Annotated in this window: 14 protein-coding genes; 7 read left to right on the top strand and 7 right to left on the bottom strand. The window is 41.8% G+C overall.

Annotated features, from left to right (window positions below; all coding sequences use genetic code 11):
* Positions 1-640: 640 nt before the first annotated feature.
* Positions 641-2,005, bottom strand: a complete 1,365-nt coding sequence (locus tag MOX91_RS02880) for a hypothetical protein (RefSeq protein WP_370396568.1) — start codon at positions 2,003-2,005, stop codon at positions 641-643.
* A 77-nt stretch (positions 2,006-2,082) separates the two neighbouring features.
* Here MOX91_RS02880 and MOX91_RS02875 point away from each other — a divergent pair, with 77 nt between their 5' ends.
* A complete protein-coding gene (locus tag MOX91_RS02875; protein WP_370396567.1) occupies positions 2,083-2,403 on the top strand; it encodes a helix-turn-helix domain-containing protein in 321 nt (106 codons plus the stop codon).
* A 248-nt stretch (positions 2,404-2,651) separates the two neighbouring features.
* Here MOX91_RS02875 and MOX91_RS02870 read toward each other — a convergent pair whose 3' ends face one another.
* Together MOX91_RS02870 and MOX91_RS02865 are read right to left on the bottom strand one after the other, a co-directional pair.
* Positions 2,652-4,922, bottom strand: a complete 2,271-nt coding sequence (locus MOX91_RS02870) for a tetratricopeptide repeat protein (protein WP_370396566.1) — start codon at positions 4,920-4,922, stop codon at positions 2,652-2,654.
* Positions 4,923-5,278: 356 nt separating this feature from the next.
* Positions 5,279-6,160 (bottom strand): HAD family hydrolase, encoded by an 882-nt coding sequence (locus tag MOX91_RS02865; RefSeq protein WP_370396565.1) that lies wholly within the window; start codon positions 6,158-6,160, stop codon positions 5,279-5,281.
* Between the two features lie 108 nt (positions 6,161-6,268).
* Between MOX91_RS02865 and MOX91_RS02860 the strand changes: the two genes are divergently transcribed.
* Positions 6,269-6,778: a flavin reductase gene (locus MOX91_RS02860; RefSeq protein WP_370396564.1), complete on the top strand. Its 510-nt coding sequence runs from the start codon at positions 6,269-6,271 to the stop codon at positions 6,776-6,778.
* Positions 6,779-6,786: 8 nt separating this feature from the next.
* Here the strand turns inward: MOX91_RS02860 and MOX91_RS02855 are convergent, their stop codons facing one another.
* Positions 6,787-7,929: a serpin family protein gene (locus tag MOX91_RS02855; RefSeq protein ID WP_370396563.1), complete on the bottom strand. Its 1,143-nt coding sequence runs from the start codon at positions 7,927-7,929 to the stop codon at positions 6,787-6,789.
* A 97-nt stretch (positions 7,930-8,026) separates the two neighbouring features.
* Between MOX91_RS02855 and MOX91_RS02850 the strand changes: the two genes are divergently transcribed.
* A complete protein-coding gene (locus tag MOX91_RS02850) occupies positions 8,027-8,269 on the top strand; it encodes a hypothetical protein (RefSeq protein ID WP_370396562.1) in 243 nt (80 codons plus the stop codon).
* 46 nt (positions 8,270-8,315) lie between these two features.
* Here the strand turns inward: MOX91_RS02850 and MOX91_RS02845 are convergent, their stop codons facing one another.
* Positions 8,316-9,182: a phosphoribosylaminoimidazolesuccinocarboxamide synthase gene (locus tag MOX91_RS02845; protein ID WP_370396573.1), complete on the bottom strand. Its 867-nt coding sequence runs from the start codon at positions 9,180-9,182 to the stop codon at positions 8,316-8,318.
* A 122-nt stretch (positions 9,183-9,304) separates the two neighbouring features.
* Between MOX91_RS02845 and purH the strand changes: the two genes are divergently transcribed.
* A complete protein-coding gene (gene purH / locus MOX91_RS02840) occupies positions 9,305-10,825 on the top strand; it encodes a bifunctional phosphoribosylaminoimidazolecarboxamide formyltransferase/IMP cyclohydrolase (RefSeq protein WP_370396561.1) in 1,521 nt (506 codons plus the stop codon).
* A gap of 34 nt (positions 10,826-10,859) precedes the next feature.
* The gene (locus MOX91_RS02835; RefSeq protein ID WP_370396560.1) at positions 10,860-11,660 is read left to right on the top strand and encodes a LysM peptidoglycan-binding domain-containing protein; all 801 of its coding nucleotides are present in this window, start codon (positions 10,860-10,862) and stop codon (positions 11,658-11,660) included.
* 778 nt (positions 11,661-12,438) lie between these two features.
* Here MOX91_RS02835 and MOX91_RS02830 read toward each other — a convergent pair.
* Positions 12,439-13,974, bottom strand: coding sequence for a hypothetical protein (locus MOX91_RS02830; protein WP_370396559.1), 1,536 nt, complete (start codon positions 13,972-13,974; stop codon positions 12,439-12,441).
* Positions 13,975-14,433: 459 nt separating this feature from the next.
* On the opposite strand from MOX91_RS02830, the gene MOX91_RS02825 reads away from it, so the two are divergent.
* Together MOX91_RS02825 and MOX91_RS02820 are read left to right on the top strand one after the other, a co-directional pair.
* A complete protein-coding gene (locus MOX91_RS02825; RefSeq protein ID WP_370396558.1) occupies positions 14,434-15,378 on the top strand; it encodes a hypothetical protein in 945 nt (314 codons plus the stop codon).
* Between the two features lie 74 nt (positions 15,379-15,452).
* Positions 15,453-15,710, top strand: a complete 258-nt coding sequence (locus tag MOX91_RS02820) for an LEA/WHy family protein (protein WP_370396557.1) — start codon at positions 15,453-15,455, stop codon at positions 15,708-15,710.
* A gap of 78 nt (positions 15,711-15,788) precedes the next feature.
* Here MOX91_RS02820 and MOX91_RS02815 read toward each other — a convergent pair whose 3' ends face one another.
* On the bottom strand, positions 15,789-18,344 hold the full coding sequence (locus MOX91_RS02815; protein WP_370396556.1) for an AMP-binding protein: 2,556 nt from the start codon (positions 18,342-18,344) through the stop codon (positions 15,789-15,791).
* Position 18,345: the final 1 nt, after the last annotated feature.

Genomic DNA, 18,345 nt, shown 5'->3' with positions numbered 1-18,345 from the left:
TTTTGAACTTTTTTCAAAAACTTTTCTTTAAGACTTTTTCAAAGATCATCCACTCTTTCTCAAGTGAAAGGTCAATCACTCTGTACTTCCTCCCCCACTTTGCAAGCCTTTTTTGCAAATTTTTTTACCCCCTTACATTAACTCACTAATAATAAATTATTTATATGCTAACAATTTTTTGAAAATTTATCCCCCTCCCCCATTCCGCAAATAACCTTACCCATAGAAAATTTTTATACTAACATAATACATTTTACATGCTTTTATGGATTTAATGTTTAAATTCAAATGCCGAGACTAATCCTATTCTTTGAAGTTTTCAGCGGTTTTATTCTAACATAAAATCCCCTATCACCGCTAAATCTCGCATTCTTAAATCTGAAAACAACCTCGCCTTTAAAACAATACCCCGAAAAAAAACATTTTATATCACCAAGGAACAATCCTACCCTCTATAACTTCGAGATTTATATAAAAAATATCCTCTGACTAAAATTGTTCTATCTTAAAATTATTTTTTTATGAATAATATCGCTATTTCCCAAACAAATAAAATCCAATTTAAACGAATGATTTTTATTGCATCATAAAATAAAAAAAAGGGTTCGGTTTCCCGAACCCTCGCGAGATTAAGAGGCTTTTAATTGCTCCTCTTAACCATGTCTAGATCTTTTTCCAAAGATTCCATGCGCCTTATCAGAGGGTCCGCGTCATTTTTAAAAGCGACGTAAGCTTTTGAATTTTTCAGGCGGGAACGTAATCCAAAAATGATGGAACGAAGATTAGAATAATATTCAATTATTGAATTTTTCATAGCTTCTTCCGTACCTTTGCCCAGTCGTCTTGAATATCTTACCTGCGCTTCATAAAGTTGTTTCAAGAAATCTTTTTCAACTATAAAATCTTCAAGATAATTAATATTAGGAAATGATAATTGTTTTATTTCGCCCGCACGCCCTTTCTGATTTTTCAAGAATAAGGACGCGTAAGAATAAACTGCAACAGCCTCCGACATTGATCTTGAATAATCTTTTATTTCTGAAAGCTTAATACCTGAAAAACGCTTTAATGAATCAAATCGCGAAACCGTGAATGAAAAATTAAAAAATCCATTATCAAAAGCTTCCGCCCCTGTTGCTGCTGTAAATGTTCCAGATTCAATATTATTCCATTTATAATTATAAGAAAGCGATAAAAACCCTATACATTTCCCGCTTTTTAAATGAATTACAGGACTACCTATCGAAGAAAAAGAAAACATCCTGCCATATTTTCTTTTTAGATTACGAATCTGGTAAATCATATTTCTTATTTGAGCCCGCCTTTTAGTAAGTTCAATTCTATCTGTTTTTATTTTTTTTATTTCAGGAGAACTATTATCCAAGCCTTTATTAAAAAGCTCCATTTCCTTATAGTTCAATTCATTTAAATCTCCTTCTAATTCATTTACCTTTTCGTGATAATATAAATCAAGAGTTTCAAAGTTTTTTAAATTTATTTCCCTTACACCAACAGAGTCGATACAAGAAATTCTTGCTTCCAATGTTCCAACACCCAAGTGATTACCAAATACAAGAACCTCGTCTCCTTCTTTCAAAATTTCGCTTAAATCATCTTTAAAATTCACATCTATTGCTTCTATTATATTTAAATTTTTAAAAAATAGAATATCCGCCCCTGGAGAGACAAAAATGTGCAAAGGAATTTTTAAAAGCTCTCCATTTTTTAACCTTACCCCATTAACAATATCAGAACTGGAAACTCTTATGTTTGTAATGATGCACTTATTACCATTTATATTAGCAGCAAATGCAGTCGATTGCGAATTTAACAAACCTTCCGTAGTAAAAACGGCGTCTTTTATTTTAAAAGATTTACCATTTGATTCAAAAATATAATCATTAAATGAAGCATTTTCCTGTTCAACAGAGTCTTCTTGGGAAAAGGCATTTAATAATGGAATGCCGAATAAAAAAATAAGCGTTAAGAATAGTTTTGTTTTCATAATTTGCCATTTCTAAAAAAGCAGCTCCCATTGTCAAGACAAAAACACCGTTAACTAATGGGTGTTTTTTAAAAAAAATGTCATTTAAAATAAAAATACCTATGGTTTTAACGGTGTTTATTGGCAATAGAAGCAAACAGTTGCGCCTGCAAAAAGGGCTCACGCAGGAGCAATTCGCCGAATATGCGGGATTCAACTACAAATTTTACCAAAACATAGAATCCGCAAGGCAGAAGTATATGAGAATAGACACGGTAGAGCGTCTCGCCCAAGCCTTTGAAATGCCTATTTGGGAATTTTTAACCCCTCCGGACGAAAATTTTTTAAAATCCTGCAAAAAGAGAAAAGTAGGAAAAACAGGGCGTCCAAAACTCGCCTCAAAACCGCCAAAAGAATAAAACCGCATTTGCGGCATTACAGAATTTGTTTATTTTATCAAAAATTTAAAATGTGGCGCAAAAAACTAAAGATATTTTCTCGGTAAAATACGCCAAAATAAACCACAACTTTTTTCAACTTCATTTTCGAACTTTTCTTTAAAATATTTACAACTTCACTAAAAACCAAAAACTTATAACGCAAAAAAATAATGCGTCTTTTCATTGGCGCATTATTTCGGAATCAGATTTTTAGAAAAGATTAAAGCTCAATTCGATTTCTCGGAATTTTTAGGAGCATTATTTTTTGTGTTTTTATCAAAATACTCCTCTATTGCAGGCACTATCGGCAAATTGAAAGTTGTCTTTTTCGTTTCATTTGTAAATTCCTTTTCAAGTTCCTTTACACAGGTTTCAAATTCAGCCCTATTTTCCGGGTTGATTACTTTTTCTTCAAAATGAGCCACGCAAGAAACGATGTATTCGCTATCAACGCCTTTGTTTTTTGCGACTTTTGCGATTGCATATATTTCGCTTTGAGGCTTTTCAAGCACTGTTAAATTTTTCACCAAAAAGAATGAAATATCGCTCATTTTTTCTTCGTAAATCGGGAACAAAAAGCGAAATATTTTCAGCCCATTTTCGACATCTCTGATCTTTGGATTTTCAGAATAAACCAGCAAATGCGCATATTGCAGCAAACTTTCGACATCGCCTTTTTTTGCGCCAACAAACAGATATACGAGAGCCATTTCTTCAGAAGCCTCAACGCCCCATCCATTGTAGTACATTCGCGATATATCAACTGCGGCAGAAAAATCACCCAAATTCATACAATTATTAAATCGGCGCATTGCCTCTTTATACTTTTTTTGAGACACATACAAAATCCCCAAGTTTTTAATTGACTTTACAGACCCTAGCAAAGCGGCTTTTCGCAAATATTTTTCCGCCTCCCCGACATTCTTCTTTTGCAAATAATATTTTGAAAGAACCTCAAGAGCCTTTATATTTTCGGCTTCGGCAGCGCGTTTTAAAAGGCTTATGCCGTATTCTTCATTTTTTTCGACACCCGATAATCCGCCATGCAAAAGCAAATTACCGTAATCGCACAGTGCTTTCGGAACATTTTTTTCGGCAGCAAATTTGAGATATTCGACTATCTTTTTTACATCGAAAGTTTTTCCTGCAATTTGTTTGCGAAACAGCTCGTAGGCGCATTCCCCCGAACCGTTTTCATAGCCAAATTCGTAGAGCTTAATCGGGGTGGTTTTCTTTGAAGATTTTATCATGCCTTTCTCGGCTAATTTTGCTTTTACAAAACAGGCGTAAAATACTTTTTTATCTATCGCCATCTTGTAAAATTTTTTGAAATCTTTGAGATCATTTTTCGGGTCAAAATCTTCCAACCAAAGTTCAAAAATACATTGAAGGGCATCTTTATCGGAATTTGCGCTTGCCGCTTTTTTATAAAGACGCATAGCCTCTTTGCGATTTGACTTTTTGGCAAGTTCAATCATTGCAGAAATGTCGCCATTTTCCGCACGCTCTTTAAGCTTGTTTAATTCAATTTGCTTCTCGGCTTGAACTTTATTTATTTTCTCTGAAATCAGTTTTGAACAAAGGTATTCAATCGCGGGCTTGCAATCAAAGGCATAGGATTTGCGGGCGAATTTTAAAGCTTCGTCTCTCATCGAATGCCGTTCGTAAAAATCGATTAAAGACATTATGTAAGGATCTCCACCTTGCATTGCCGCATCTTTAAAAAATTTCAGCCCCAATTCTTCATTCTTTTCAACAAAACGACCGTTGGAATAGAAGTTGCCTATATATGCCATTGCCATATCATTGCCCTTATTTGCAAGCTCTAAAAGTTCATTAAAAAGAGCCTCTTGCTCTTTTTTGTCGCTGCTATTATTTATGCGATGCCAAGCAAGCATACAACACGCTTCGAGGTCTGACTTATTCTCCGCGGCTTTTTTCAAAAAGCGCATCCCCTCTACCTTTTCATTTAACGAAAACAATACGTAAGAGTAAATTAAATACGACTTGGCATAACCCGATTTGCAAGCCAAGCTTAAAAATTCTTTTGCCTTTTGATTATTTTTTTCAAAGCCATCCTTTCCCATAAAATACAGAGCCCCCACAGCATAAGCAGATATCGCATTGCCTGATTGCGCTTCAATGACAGCCCTTTCCTTGCCGTTTTTAAGGGCATCGCGAATTAAAATTTGCATTTCAAGAGTTGATTTAAGAGAATTTAAATCATGCCTGCCAAGTTTTTGCAAAATTTTGCAATACTCCAAAGATTTTTCAAAATTCTTTTCGACGGAAATGCCATGGTAATAACGCCAAGCAAGCATTATAATAGACTCCGCGTCATTTTTCTTGGCAAGTTCCAAACGTTTTTCAAACGGCACTTCGTCAAAGACCAATTTCACCTCTATTGATGTATCTTCTAAACTTGCGACAGAACGTCCGCTATCTTTTTCCCTTACAGTGGCATTTATACTTAAAGAAATTGTTGCTTCCTCCTCCATTTTAAAATCAATTTTGGCGGCGAAAGAAAATTGAGAAACCAAAAGAAACAAAACGAAAATAATTTTTTTATACATAAATTTAATCATTAGAAAAGGCTGTAAAATTCAATATATTTTATTTTTTATATTATTGATATTTTGTAAAGATTAAAGTTTAAAATTTGCGAATACTGCTTAAAATATACCAAAAATCCTCCACTACCCAAACCGTTTACAAACAACTTTAACGTTTTATCAAGTAAAAACATCATCTTCTTAAAACTTAGTAAAAAATACCACAATATTTTTGCAGAGTTTAAAATTTTCTTTTTTATCTAACTTTAATATGTAAAATTTGGGAAGAATGCCTTTCGGGCTTAAACATTTTCCACTTCTTTCTCGGCGGCGATTTTTGCGATGACGCGCATGACCTGATGTTCAAGGATGCTGCCTTGCGAGTAGTCTGCCTTTGCAACAAAATTCACACGGTTTTCGTTTAGGAGCTTTTCCGAACTTTTGCCCTTGCGGCGCGAGCCGTCGTGCACTGCGATTGAGTATCCGCCCTGGCTCTTCACAAGCTTCATGGCAGGAATATCAGTCATTCCGTCGCCAATATATATCATACGCTTGAAAGGCACGGGGCGGTCGGGTTCTGGCATATAGTGGTTGATTGTTTTTTGTATGTCCAAGACGCCCTTGTTTATGCGGAAAAGATACTGCATTTTAGTCGTATAGTTTATGGCTTCCGCGGGCCACACCGCCGTTCCGTTTTCGTCGTAAATAAAGGAAGAGGCGAAAATTTTGTCGAATTTCCTGCCGATTTTCGACCCTTCTATCATTTCTTTAAGCCCGGAAGAAATAACGTAATGCTTCAATTCCGCGCCGAAAGCTTTTGCGTAGCTTTTTGTTCGCTCGAACCAGTCGGGAATTATAGAGCCAAACAGTTCGCCGTTTGCGCTTTCCCTGTTAAACTCCGGCGTCAACCCCTTGAAAAATTCGACGTTTTTGCCGAAATTCACAAAGTCCTGACGTTTGATTTCGATACCCTGTTCGCGCGCCCTGCGGCACATCAGATACATATAAGCCAAAATCAGGTCGCTGTCGTTTTGCCTTGCGATTTTTGAAGTGTCTTCCCAGAACTTTTTAGGCTCCTGCTGGAGCTTCGGTATGAAAGAATACTCCTGCATATTGTTTGGCGAAAGAGTACCGTCAAAGTCGTAGCAAATTGCGATTGTGAATTTCTTTTGTCGATTTAGCATAGAATTTTTTTATTTAAATTGTAATAAAAGCGCGCTTGCAAGAAAATACGAAAAAATTGATTTGAGGAAAAATTCTCCGATAATAAAAAAACAACAAAAATCAAAACCATGTTCAGAAAAATCAACCCGAAAGAAATTTCAGAAAACGCAATCAAGCTGATTGCAGGCGACTGGGCGTTAGTTAGCGCGGGCTCGCCCGAAAACTTCAACTCAATGACCGTAAGCTGGGGCGGCATTGGCGAAATGTGGGGGAGGGATGTCGCATTCATATTTATCCGCCCCAACCGCTACACTTACGAATTTGTGGAAAAAAACGAGCTTTTCTCCGTATGCTTCTTCCAGGAAAAATACCGCGAAAGCCTGAAAATATGCGGCACAAAGAGCGGGCGCGACGGCGACAAGCTGGGTCTTACGCAGTTAAACGCCCAATTTACGTCAAGCCTGACTCCGATTTTCAAAGAGGCAAAACTCGTCTTGGAATGCAAAAAGATGTATTCCGATTTCATCAAGCCCGAATGTTTTTTGGACAAAGACCAAATAGAACGGTGGTATCCCGACAAGTCTTTCCACAAAATGTACGTTGCAGAAATCAAAAACTGCTGGATTGCCAAATCCTAAGCGGCTTTTTAATTCGCCTTGGGATTTTCGACTGCGCCCAAGAAGATTATCCTGCCCGTTTTGGCTTCGCACACTGCGACGGCGAAAGGTCTGTCCAAAACAAGCGTTTTTGCAGGAGAAGACGTAGTTAATCCCCCTCCCGACGCGGCGGGTCGCATCGAAAAAAAAGCTGCTTGAAAGACATTGCCGACATTCAGTTTTTCATCGGAAAATTTCGGATATTCCGTTTTTCCGAAAATCGCGCCCGCGCCAATGCTTTCCATTGCAGTATTCAAATTCATAAGAGCTGAATCGAGCTTGAATTTTGGAACGATTAGCCGAAATTCGGCACTATTTGCGAGCATTTTCAAGACATTAAAGGCGTTTTCGACGCTCTCGGCGTCGAGTTTTGAAAGCATTTCCTTTGCCCTTTCAAAGTTTTTCGGCTTAATGAAAACTATCGAAAAACCCGTGTTTTTGACATTCAAAACCGCGGCGTCAAAATCCTTAAATTCACCGACAGCCACATCGTCCGTGAAAACCATTGCCTTTTTATCGACAACTTTGCCGTTCTTAAACGTAAATTTTAAATCCGCAAATCCGTTTGGAAGAACAAAGTCAAAATTAAACACGGCGGAAGAGGCAAGCATAAAGTCAGCATTTTCCGAAACGTTTTCAGGCTTAAAAACGTCTTTTTGAAACCCGAACGAAACCCAGTCAAACCACTGCGATATTTTTATTGCGGCAACGTCCACCAAGGCGGGATTGAAACTTTCCGCCGACAGGGAAAAATTTTTTAATATTTCAGAATACGCCTTTTTAAGCGGCAAAAATCTCCTTGAAAACACCGCCGACTCCAAAGAAATGTCGCCTTTTCTAACCTTTAAGCCCTCCGCGAAGCGTCCGTAAAAATTCCCGCTTGAAGGCTTCAAAAAAAACGCCTTCGCCAAGTTTTCTCCACCGCCCGCAAAACAAAACGCGCCACCCTGAGTTTGCGTTAACGGCGGACAAAGGCAAAAATTCGCGGTGTCTTTTACCGAATTTGAAGAAACGGATTTGTTAAAAAGAAGAATTGAAAAACCATTTGAAAAACGGACAAAATCATCAGCCCCCAAAGCTTGCAAAACGAGGCAGAAAAAAGAAAATGCAACATAAATGAAAAATCTTTTCATAATTGTTTTTTTAATCGAAAAAAAACATCGGTCAACAAAATATTCGGAACAAAATTTGATTTTCATTGTCAATATTTTCATAAAACCCAAATTAATTATGACAAATCAACTTGAAAAACCGTTCTCACTTGGAAGAAAATGCAAATCATGCAAAAGCGACATAAAAGCCGTTATTTATAAAGACGAGGACGGCTATTTCATAAGGGAAGAATGCGACTGCCAAAAACACAACTTCCCGCCGCGCACAAAAGCCTGCGACCTGCCCGAATACCGAGAGGAGCTCCGCACCCGAATTGCCTTGGAACTTCAGCTTTTAAAGGCTCTCGACCGTTTTATTTAAATTCAAAAAAAGGCGGACCAACCATTGGCCCGCCTGAATTTTACCCTTATTTGCCCATCAGCGTTTCAAGCGCGGTCGAATAGCATTTTATCGTGTTTGCTATGACTTCCGCAGGCAATTCGGGGCCGGGATACTGCTTGTTCCAGTCCAAAGTTTCAAGCCAATCCCTGACGTACTGCTTGTCGAAAGACGGCTGCGGCTTGCCCGCTTCATAGCCCTGCTTTGGCCAGTAGCGCGAAGAGTCGGGCGTCAAAACTTCGTCAATCAAATAGACTTTGCCGCTATCGTCCGTTCCGAACTCAAACTTGGTGTCCGCCAAAATCAAGCCGCATTCGTCCGCCTTTTTCGCGCCCATGGCGTAAAGTTTTTGCGCAGCGGTTTTAATTTGACTGAAAATTTCGCTTCCCAAAAGTTTTTCGCATTCGGCGTTTGTAATCGGCATATCGTGACCTTCCGCCGCCTTTGTAGTCGGGGTGAATAGCGGTTCGGGGAGCTTTTCGCTTTCGCGCATTCCCTTCGGCAAATCGAATTCAAAGAGTTTCCCTGTGCTTTTGTATTCCTTCCAGCCGCTTCCCGCAAGATAGCCGCGCATAATCGCCTCAATCGGCATCGGCTTCAACTTCTTTACAATCATCGAGCGTTCAATCAAATGCGGATAGTCTTTCAGAAGCTCGCGCACGCGCTCGTCGTGGTTTTCGGGCAAGTGTATTGGCATGATGCTGCGCGCCTGGTTGAACCACCAAAGGCTTATTTGGGTAAGCAGAACGCCCTTTCCGGGAATGCCGTTTGGCAAAATCACGTCAAAAGCGGAAATGCGGTCGGTTGCGACAATCAAAAGCTCGTCGCCCAAATCGAAATTTTCGCGAACCTTGCCTTTCGCCACCCTTTTAAAAGGGAGGTCATCGACAGTCATAAGTGCGTTTTTAGGAAGATTAAAGTTCATAAGAGGCAAGCTTGGGCAATTCCCGAAAAAAATCAATACTTTTTGAAAGAATATGCTTGCGAATAAGCGCAAGTTTTTTTGATATGAAAAACATGGCAAAACGAGCTTTAATTTCAGTCAGCGATAAAACAGGCATCGTGGAATTTGCAAAAGAATTGCAGCAAAAACACGGCTATACAATCCTCTCGACGGGCGGCACGGCGAAACTTCTTTCAAAAGAAGGCGTTGCAGTCACGGAAGTCAGCTCATATACGGGCTTCCCCGAAATGATGGACGGGCGCGTAAAGACATTGCACCCTAAAATCCATGGCGGACTGCTCTGCCTGCGTTCAAATCCCGACCACATGGCTCAAGCCGAAAAGAACGGCATAGGCATGATAGACATGGTTGTGGTAAACCTCTACCCCTTTGAAGCAACCGTCGCCAAGCCGAACTGCTCTCTTGAAGACGCAATCGAAAACATCGACATCGGCGGGCCTTCAATGCTCCGCTCCGCCGCTAAAAACCATCAGGATGTCACCGTTATTTGTGATTCTTCCGACTATCAAAAAGTCCTCGACGTTTTGGAAAATCCCGAAGAATTGAAGAAACTTAGAAAGCTTTTGGCTCTTAAAGTATATCAGCGCACGGCTTCCTACGATACGGCAATTTCCAACTATTTGCAGGAAAAATACGTCGGCGGACTTCCAGAAAGAATGAACATTTCAATGCCTCTTGTGCAAAAAATGCGCTACGGCGAAAATCCGCACCAGGCGGCGGCCCTTTACGGAGACTTCGACAAATTTTTTGAAAAACTGCAAGGCAAAGAGCTATCCTACAACAACATAATAGACATCACCGCGGCAACCGAACTCATTTCTGAATTCGACAAGCCCACCGTTGCGATTTTAAAGCATACAAACCCCTGCGGAGTAGCAACTTGCGAAACTCTCTTGGAAGCGTGGAACCAGGCGTTTGAAACCGACAAACAGGCTCCGTTCGGCGGCATAATCGCCGTAAACCGCGAATTGGACGGCGCACTTGCCGAAGCCATCGCCCATATTTTCAGCGAAGTCATAATCGCCCCGTCATTCTCGAAAGAAGCGTTGGAAATCTTCTCGAAGAAAAAGAATTTGCGCTTGATGATAAATAAAAACGCGCAAAAATCAAAATTCACCTTCAAAAGCGTCGCGGGCGGAATGCTCGTTCAGGAAGCCGACGACATTGAAGAGCTTAAAGCGAACATGAAAGTCGTCACAAAACGCCAACCCACCGAGGAAGAATGGCGCGCAATGCTCTTTGGCTGGAAAGTCGTAAAACACGTCAAAAGCAACGCCATTGTTTATGCGGGATGCGAAAGGACGCTCGGAATCGGCGCAGGTCAAATGTCGAGGGTTGATTCTTCGAGAATTGCCGTTTGGAAGGCGGGCGAAGCGGGATTGAGCCTCAAAAACAGCATCGTGGCAAGCGACGCGTTCTTCCCGTTTGCCGACGGGCTCGCGGCGGCAGCCCAAGCGGGTGCTACTGCGGCAATCCAGCCGGGCGGCTCAATCAGGGATGAAGAAGTAATCGCAGAAGCCGATAAAAACAATATGGCAATGGTGTTTACTTCAATCCGCCATTTCCGCCACTAAAAAAAGCGAGGGAGGGAAAACGGAAATGCCCGAAATGAGTTTCAGCAGAAGAGGGTCGGATTTGCGCAGAACCATTGCGCTTTCCGCCCTTGTCGCGCTTGCGGCGTCTTACGTCCTGTTTGCGGGCGGATGCGATAGAAACAATGCGCAGGTCGTACGCGAAGAAGACGAATCGCATTTTGTGAGAGGCAAGGAAGAACTCAAAAAGGGCAATTTCATGGAGGCATTGGCGGCGTTCACGAAAGTTACCGAAAAACGGCGCGACGCCCCCGAATCCCATCTCGATTTGGGGCTGATATACCTAAACAACATAAAAGACCCGATTGAGGCTATACACCACTTCCGCAAATACCTTGAACTAAAACCCGACAACAAATCGGAGCAATCCCGCCGCGTGCGCCAGTGCATAGACACGGCACAAAAGCAATTTCTCGCTTCCGCCCCCGGAAATCCGTACGACATATCCTCCGAAACCATCGAAATGGAAAACACCATGCGAAAAATTCGCGAGGAAAACTTGAAGCTTAAACAGGAACTTGCCGCCGCAAACGCAAAAATCGAAAGCCTTGAAAATTCGCGCATAAAAATCCGCGAGACAGTTGAAACGCGCGCCGGTGCAAGCGGTTCATCCCTTACGATACGCGAAACAGTTGCGACAACCTCGGAAACGACTGCATCTTCATACACCGTTCAAGTCGGCGACACATTAAGCAGCATAAGCCGCAAGGCGTACGGAAATCCCTCAAAGTGGAAAGAAATCTATAATGCCAACCGCGACAAGCTATCGACGCCGCAATCGCTTAAACCGGGGCAGACCTTGGTAATCCCCCGATAGTGAAAAAGCGCGTAGGAACGGAAAAGAAAAAACAAACAATTTAGAAAATTGTTTTAAAATTAGAGCGGCTGCGCCGCATCTGAAAAAAAGTTTGTTTTTTCTTTTCCTTGCCCTCCATGTTGGGATTGCTCAGGGGGCAGTACTCTTGTACAGCACCCCATTCGCAAAATGCGAGAGAACAGGGCTCCCGAAAAGTTTTTGAAAAAAACTTTTTGGGATGTTAGTCATCGGGCGTTTTGACCGCTTTTTCCACACACAACCTACTCAGACGCTGAACGGATAACATACACAGCCGCGCAATCTTCCCCGCGCGGGGAGTGTACAACCTATCAAGTTTTTGAAAAAATAAGAGCGGCTGCGCCGCGGTAGATTTTTTAAATAAGGACTTTCTATGCCCCCGCTGCCAATTTTTTTAATGAAGACCACAAAAGTTGCGAAGCAAGCTTTTGGGGAGCAAAAATTGCGAAGCAATTTTCCCGAAGGGCGCAGGCTGCGCGGATTGGCGAAAGTCAACCAAGCAGATGCGTGCAATTGGGGCGCTTTGCGCCCTAGTCCCTCACTGGTGTTGCACTTTGTTTAATTAGTGGAAAGAGAAATTTTTAAATCTCTCTTGTTTCTCATTAAATATTCCAAAAACTTTCTATCCGCTATGCAAACTAAGTCATGCGCTTGCGCGGACTTGGCGGCTTGCCCGCCCGTTTCTTCATTCTTAATTCTTCATTCCGCAAAAAAAGGAAAGGCTTACCGCCTTTCCTTTTTTTGTTCGCGCCAATGTGTTTTATTTGCGACGGCGATATGCCGCGAACGCAAGAGCGAGCAACCCTGCCATTGCCGCGCAAGTCGCGGGTTCGGGGATAATCGCGCTGGTGTAGTCGATGTAAAGCGTTTTGCCGCTTGCGTAAATCGAGTATGTGTCGGCTTCGTTGGCCTTGATAACAGTAATCAAATCGCTCTGGTAGGTTTCGTAAGCCGAGATGACATTTTGGCTTGAATTCGAGTAAATTATCGCCATTTGCTTGGTTTCGCCTTCGGTTAACACGAAGTTTGTGAAATCCAAAAGAATGTCGTAGCCGGTATTCTTGCTTTCGTCGCGGGCAACAATCGTGTTGATTTTAATAAGCGAGATGCCGTCGGCGTCGGCGATATACTTCATAGTGCCCGCCATTTGAGCCCTATATGCGGACGCGCCCAAGTTTGTGAAGTTGTAGGTCTGGCCGCTTTTTGCCTTAATGTTCGAGCCGTAAAATTCAACTGTGGAATCTGCGCCCAAAAGAACCAAGTTTGCGCCGCTGTAAGTTTGCACATTGTCCTTCAATATGAGATGGCCCGACGAAAATACACCCTGGTATGTTTTGCCTACCCATACATTTCTGTTGACGTTTAGAACGGAATTGTCTTCAAATGTAACGGTTGCGCCGTTAAAAATCATCACGCCGTTTTCCCCGCCGTTGACATTTAAGCGCGAAGAATCGGAAAATGTTACGCTTGCCTGAGTGGCGGAGCTTGCCGAATTCAAGTGGTTCATATCGCCCAAGCGCGCGTCAGCGGAAGCCGTAACCACCGCTTCGCCCGAAACGTTCAAAGTTGCGTTTCTGTAAAGGTTGATATAGTCGGCGCTTACAGTTGCATTGCCGGAAATATTTACAGTAGCGGCTGCGGAATATGTATATTTCTTGTCGTTGTCGCCAATGCCTACTTTTAAGCGGCCTGTCAAAGCGGCGTTGTCGGAAACGTTTACAACTACGTCTTGCGTTCTTGCGTTAACGCCGAAGCCAAAGCCGTTTGCAAGGGTTGTTGCCGTCATTTTTGCGGAATCTGAAACGTTTACTGTTATTGCGCCGGAGTTTGCCACGCCGTTGTCGCCAAAATTAAAATGATTGGACTTTGTTTCGGAAGTTCCCGACAAAGTAAGAGTGCCGCTATTCATGCCGAAAGCGTTTGTGCCGCCGCTTATAGTTGTAGTGCCCGCGCTAATATTTAAGTTGCCTTTTTCGACGTAGAAAGAGTCCGCAAGAGTTAGATTTGCGGAAACATTCAATGTTGGGATCTCGCCTGTTTTATCTTCGCCAGCCTGCATTGAAATATTGTTGGCAACAGCAGTTTCTGTTATATTGGTTATACCGAACCAAACTCTTACGTTGTCGGACGAAGTCGGAGGAATAATGATAGAGTCTAAAGTTGTGGCATCAAGCCAAGCATCTTCACCATTCCAATCGGCTTCAGGTATTATAACATCTCTAAGATATGTGGCTGCAAAAGCACTTGAAGCCGCCGCAAATAATATCAGGGGTATTGTAATTCTTTTAATATTCATGATTTTCAAGAAAAATTTTTTCAATTTGCATAAATATCTATCCTAGAAAAACTTTTTTACAAGCTTTTTTTATAAATTTACAAAAAATAAATAATGAAAAAGAAAAGATTGAGAGTTTGTATATGCTTTTCGTTCAGAGTCCGCACGGGTTAATGAGTTAGAAAAACAGGAAGAAAGCGCGTCTGCGCAAAAAAAGCTCCATTTCAAAGAGCCTTTTTATTTGTAAAATTCGGAAAAACAACGAGGTACAGAATTTGACAACCGTATTGCTAATACGGTTGTCAACAAAAATTTGTAAAATAACGGGTTTCGGGGCTTTTTTCTCCCAAAAAAATAAATTATCCTCATGCACATAAAAATACAAGTAGTTGTAGAATAACAAATTAAACTCCATAAAAACAATGCGTATTAGCAATACGCATATTTCCAGCCTATTTAATAATTTGAATAAGCAGGAAAATGGACATTCGCGTCAATAAATTCATGGTTTTGGCTATGTTATCAAGTTGTATTTCATTGGGATTTGCAAATACGCAATACGATGAAATCACGCTTGTGGAAACGAATGTAAACGATGCTCAAATTATTATTGATACATATTTAAAGGGAAACATAAAAGTTTCGGTCAGCAAGAATGTTTCAATAACGGCAAATTCATTGAGTGTTTACGGGGAAAATTCTTCATTGGTTTTTCTTGGAGGAAACAAAGTAAATGCAGGCACTATTTCAATTTTCAAAGGTACAAATATAAACGCTTACGGAACGACCATTAATGCCAATAAAATTTCCTTGGAAGAAGAGGGTGCAAGTCTGTTTTTGAAAGACTGCACGGCAACGTTAAAAAAAGAAATATCTCTTTTCAACGAGTCAAACATAGTTATCGATTCGAGCTTTTTACAAGCTGATTTCATAAAATATGCTTCTTCTTACCAAGGCGGCGGGGGAGACATAAAAATTATAAACGGAGGAAGTTTAAATTTAACGGGTAAAGGGTATAACGGCTCTTCTTACGCCAATATTTATGTTGATTCCACTTCAAGTTTTTCATCGACAGACAAAGTTCAGTATAACGGCAAGTTGAGCTTTGAAGCGGGAGCTGAAATTTCCTTTGCCAAAGGGAATGATATAAGCAACATGACCTTTGAATTTGTCGTTGACGACATTTCTGCGTTCCAAGACAAGGAATTAAACGAGTATTTCGAGACTATAACGCTTGCGGGAAGCTCGATAGAAAACTTGCTGACATCTGAAAATTTGACGGTTTTCGACAAATCTACAAATATGACGTACAATATAAGAATTTCAGATAACGGCACTATTACAATCATTCCCGAACCTTCTGCATATGCGGCAATTTTCGGCGCACTTGCTCTCGCGTTTGCGACGTACATAAGAAGAAAGTAATTTTTTTATAGGTATAAAATAGGATACGGGGCTTTCGGGCTTTATGCCCGAAGGCTCTTTCTAAGGGAAGAAAGATGAACTCATACTCGGAATACGGATTTTTGGATTTCTTTGTGGAAGTCGTATTTTCGCAGGGATTTTTATTTTTTACGCTTATTGTTGTTATATTTGCGTTCTTGTGTTTTAGGTTTTACAAGCTGAATTTTACGGCAGTCGATACTTCAGAAAGTGAAAATAACGGCTCGTACAAAATGGGGCTTAACATTTCACTTTTAATGCTGATGGGCACTGCGGCAACACTCTACTTCTTGTACCTTTATTCGCTTTTATAATTTCTTCTTATAGTCAATAAAACGAGGCGGGGACTGCTTTTTGCTGTCCCCGCCTTTCCTTTTTTGGGATTTAGAATTTTAATCTGACGATAGCTCCCTGCCCTCTATTTTCGCCTTTTCGGCGATAACAATTTCGCGGACTCGGTTTGAAAAATCCGCGTAGCTTTCGCCCTCTTCAACCGAAACGGGCGGCAAAAGCTTAATTTTTATCTTCGTTCCGCGCGCGGGCAAACTCGTTCTCGCTTTCAAGCCTTCAAACGCCCCCGAAATGACCATGGGAACAACCCTTACGCCCATTTCTTTTGCCAAAATCGCGAACATCGGCTTAAATTCGGCAACATTTCCGTCGCGCGTGCGCGTCCCTTCGGGGAACATCACAACGTAATTTTTCTTGCGCAGAATTTCCGCAAGCTTTTGCACGGATTCCTTTATGTTCGATTTTACGTCAACTACGATAATGTTGCTGTGCCGCACATAAAACTTCATGAACTTGCTGCTCATCATCGCCCGCATTTTCGCGAAGAAATAGAATTTGTACAATTTCTTGCGCGGAAACATTTTGGCGAAGAAAAATCCGTCGCACAAAGACTGGTGGTTGGGGGCAACAATCATAGGCTCGCCGTCTTTTATGTTTTCCCTGCCCTCTATTTCGATGTCATACCAAAACTTAAAGAAAATTCTTGCGGCAAACAGAGTTATCGCGTGAAAAAAGTAAGTTTTAGGGATTATCGGAGGTGTGCAGTTTTTCAAAATTTCACTCCACGCGACAGCCTTGGGCTTTCTCGGCTTCGGAGAATCGGCAACTGCTTTTTCCTCCGTCTTTTTCTTCTGCTCTTCCTCTATGAAATTTGCGACCTTGCGCAAAGACGAATATTTTTCAAAATCGCTTTCCTGCATATCAATATTGTAATTTTCTTTTATAAATCCGTGTAGCGCAACTTTGCCCAAAGAATCCAAGCCCAAATCCATTTCCATATGGGCATCGGGCAAAACAGTAACAGAAACCTGCATTGCCAAAAACTCCTTCAAGTCCTTGTAGATTTTGCTTTCAGGCTCGGGGGCAAAAACCTGCTCTATGGGCAGCTCCGTTTTCACGCTTTCCACAAACGACGCAAGCTGGAATCTTTTAAGCTTGCCTATGCGAGTGCGCGGAAACTCTTTCGTTGTAACGGTAAAACGTATGATGCGCCTGTAAGAGGCGTTTACCCTGTTGTATGGAAGAATTGCGTTTTCCCTCACAAAATCTTCCGCCCCTTCTTTCCCAAGCTCGGCATACATCTTATCTGAAATTCTGCAAACTGCCTGCAAGATGTCGTCATACATCAAAACTCCGACTTCTTCAAGCTGTGGGCATTTTTCCTTTATCTGTTCTTCAAGCTCGATTGGGTTCAGCTTTTTACCGTTGGGCAAGACTATAATTTCCTTGCGCCTGCCTGTTATGAACAAAAAGCCGTCATCGTCAAAATATCCCAAGTCTCCCGTGTATAGCCATCCGTTGTTAAATGAGGCTTCGTTTTCTTCGGGGCGGCGGTAATAGCCCTTGGTTATGCTCCTGCCGCGAACGGTGATTTCGCCGTCCACAATACGGACTTCGTTCGACGGCAAAGGCTGACCGCAAGAGCCTATCTTGATGTTCCCTATTCTGGGAAAAGCTATGATGGGAGCGGCTTCCGTCATTCCGTAGCCCTCGCAGATTTTAAATCCGAGCGCGCTCAAATCAGCGTTCACTTCGCGGTTTAACGCCGCCCCCCCGCAGACCCACGCCGAAACTTTTCCGCCAAAACGCTTGTGAATGCTCGCAAAAAGCATTCTTGCAAACTTTACAGAACCCGCAAACTTAGAAAGCAGAAAAAGCGACTTCACGGCAATGGACTTGTTCACCTTTTCCATTATGTTTGCATGTATAAGCTCGTAAAATCTGGGGACGGAAATAACCATGGTAGCCTTGCGCTTTGCAAGAACGCCCGCAATGTCTGCGGGAGCGAGGCTCTTCGGGAAAACTATCGCGCCCCCAACGTAAAGCACCCCCACAACAGTACCTACAAGTGGCAAAATATGCTGAAAAGGAAGCATCGCGAGAGTGCGCATTTTTTCATGGAAATATCCCTCGTCCGAAACCGCCTCGATATTCGCCTGCAAATTGTCGAAAGTAAGCATTACGCCTTTCGGATTGCTGGTTGTTCCGGAAGTGTAAACAATGAAAGCCAAGTCTTCCGCCTCGCACTCGATTTTCCAGCCGTTTGGCAAAGTTGCGTTCATCAAAGGCTTTTCGACTTCCTCGATTACGCAAATTTCAACCGCCCTGCCCGACTTTTCAACCGCCGCCTTCGCGTTTTCCAAATTCGCTTTAGAGGCAAACAAAAAATCCGTTTCGCTATCCGACAAAATGAACGCAGTCTCCGCAACCGGCAATGTCGCGTCAACAGGCACAACCGTTGAATGTTTCAGCCACGCGCCGTATAGAGCGCACACCCACTCCGGCGAATTTTCGGCATAGATTGCTACATGCGCCCTTTCTTTTGGCACGCGCTTTGAAAACTCCAAAACATTCGCATACATGGAGGAATACGATATTTCAAAATCGTCGCCCAAAAATGCGGGCAAATTATTGTCTTTTAAGAATGTGTATTTCATT

Origin of the sequence: Intestinicryptomonas porci, assembly GCF_033971905.1 — a bacterium.
Classification (GTDB): domain Bacteria; phylum Verrucomicrobiota; class Verrucomicrobiia; order Opitutales; family Intestinicryptomonadaceae; genus Intestinicryptomonas; species Intestinicryptomonas porci.
Note: the sequence above shows the minus strand (reverse complement) of the source record. Positions and strands in the feature narration are given on the sequence as shown.

What these genes read in the sequence shown, in the direction of transcription:
- MOX91_RS02855 (WP_370396563.1), bottom strand. Translation starts at nt 7,929, where the DNA reads ATGAAAAGATTTTTCATTTATGTTGCATTTTCTTTTTTCTGCCTCGTT.
- MOX91_RS02870 (WP_370396566.1), bottom strand. Translation starts at nt 4,922, where the DNA reads ATGGAGGAGGAAGCAACAATTTCTTTAAGTATAAATGCCACTGTAAGG.
- MOX91_RS02835 (WP_370396560.1), top strand. Translation starts at nt 10,860, where the DNA reads ATGAGTTTCAGCAGAAGAGGGTCGGATTTGCGCAGAACCATTGCGCTT.
- purH (WP_370396561.1), top strand. Translation starts at nt 9,305, where the DNA reads ATGGCAAAACGAGCTTTAATTTCAGTCAGCGATAAAACAGGCATCGTG.
- MOX91_RS02830 (WP_370396559.1), bottom strand. Translation starts at nt 13,974, where the DNA reads ATGAATATTAAAAGAATTACAATACCCCTGATATTATTTGCGGCGGCT.
- MOX91_RS02860 (WP_370396564.1), top strand. Translation starts at nt 6,269, where the DNA reads ATGTTCAGAAAAATCAACCCGAAAGAAATTTCAGAAAACGCAATCAAG.
- MOX91_RS02820 (WP_370396557.1), top strand. Translation starts at nt 15,453, where the DNA reads ATGAACTCATACTCGGAATACGGATTTTTGGATTTCTTTGTGGAAGTC.
- MOX91_RS02875 (WP_370396567.1), top strand. Translation starts at nt 2,083, where the DNA reads ATGTCATTTAAAATAAAAATACCTATGGTTTTAACGGTGTTTATTGGC.
- MOX91_RS02845 (WP_370396573.1), bottom strand. Translation starts at nt 9,182, where the DNA reads ATGACTGTCGATGACCTCCCTTTTAAAAGGGTGGCGAAAGGCAAGGTT.
- MOX91_RS02815 (WP_370396556.1), bottom strand. Translation starts at nt 18,344, where the DNA reads ATGAAATACACATTCTTAAAAGACAATAATTTGCCCGCATTTTTGGGC.
- MOX91_RS02880 (WP_370396568.1), bottom strand. Translation starts at nt 2,005, where the DNA reads ATGAAAACAAAACTATTCTTAACGCTTATTTTTTTATTCGGCATTCCA.
- MOX91_RS02850 (WP_370396562.1), top strand. Translation starts at nt 8,027, where the DNA reads ATGACAAATCAACTTGAAAAACCGTTCTCACTTGGAAGAAAATGCAAA.
- MOX91_RS02865 (WP_370396565.1), bottom strand. Translation starts at nt 6,160, where the DNA reads ATGCTAAATCGACAAAAGAAATTCACAATCGCAATTTGCTACGACTTT.
- MOX91_RS02825 (WP_370396558.1), top strand. Translation starts at nt 14,434, where the DNA reads ATGGACATTCGCGTCAATAAATTCATGGTTTTGGCTATGTTATCAAGT.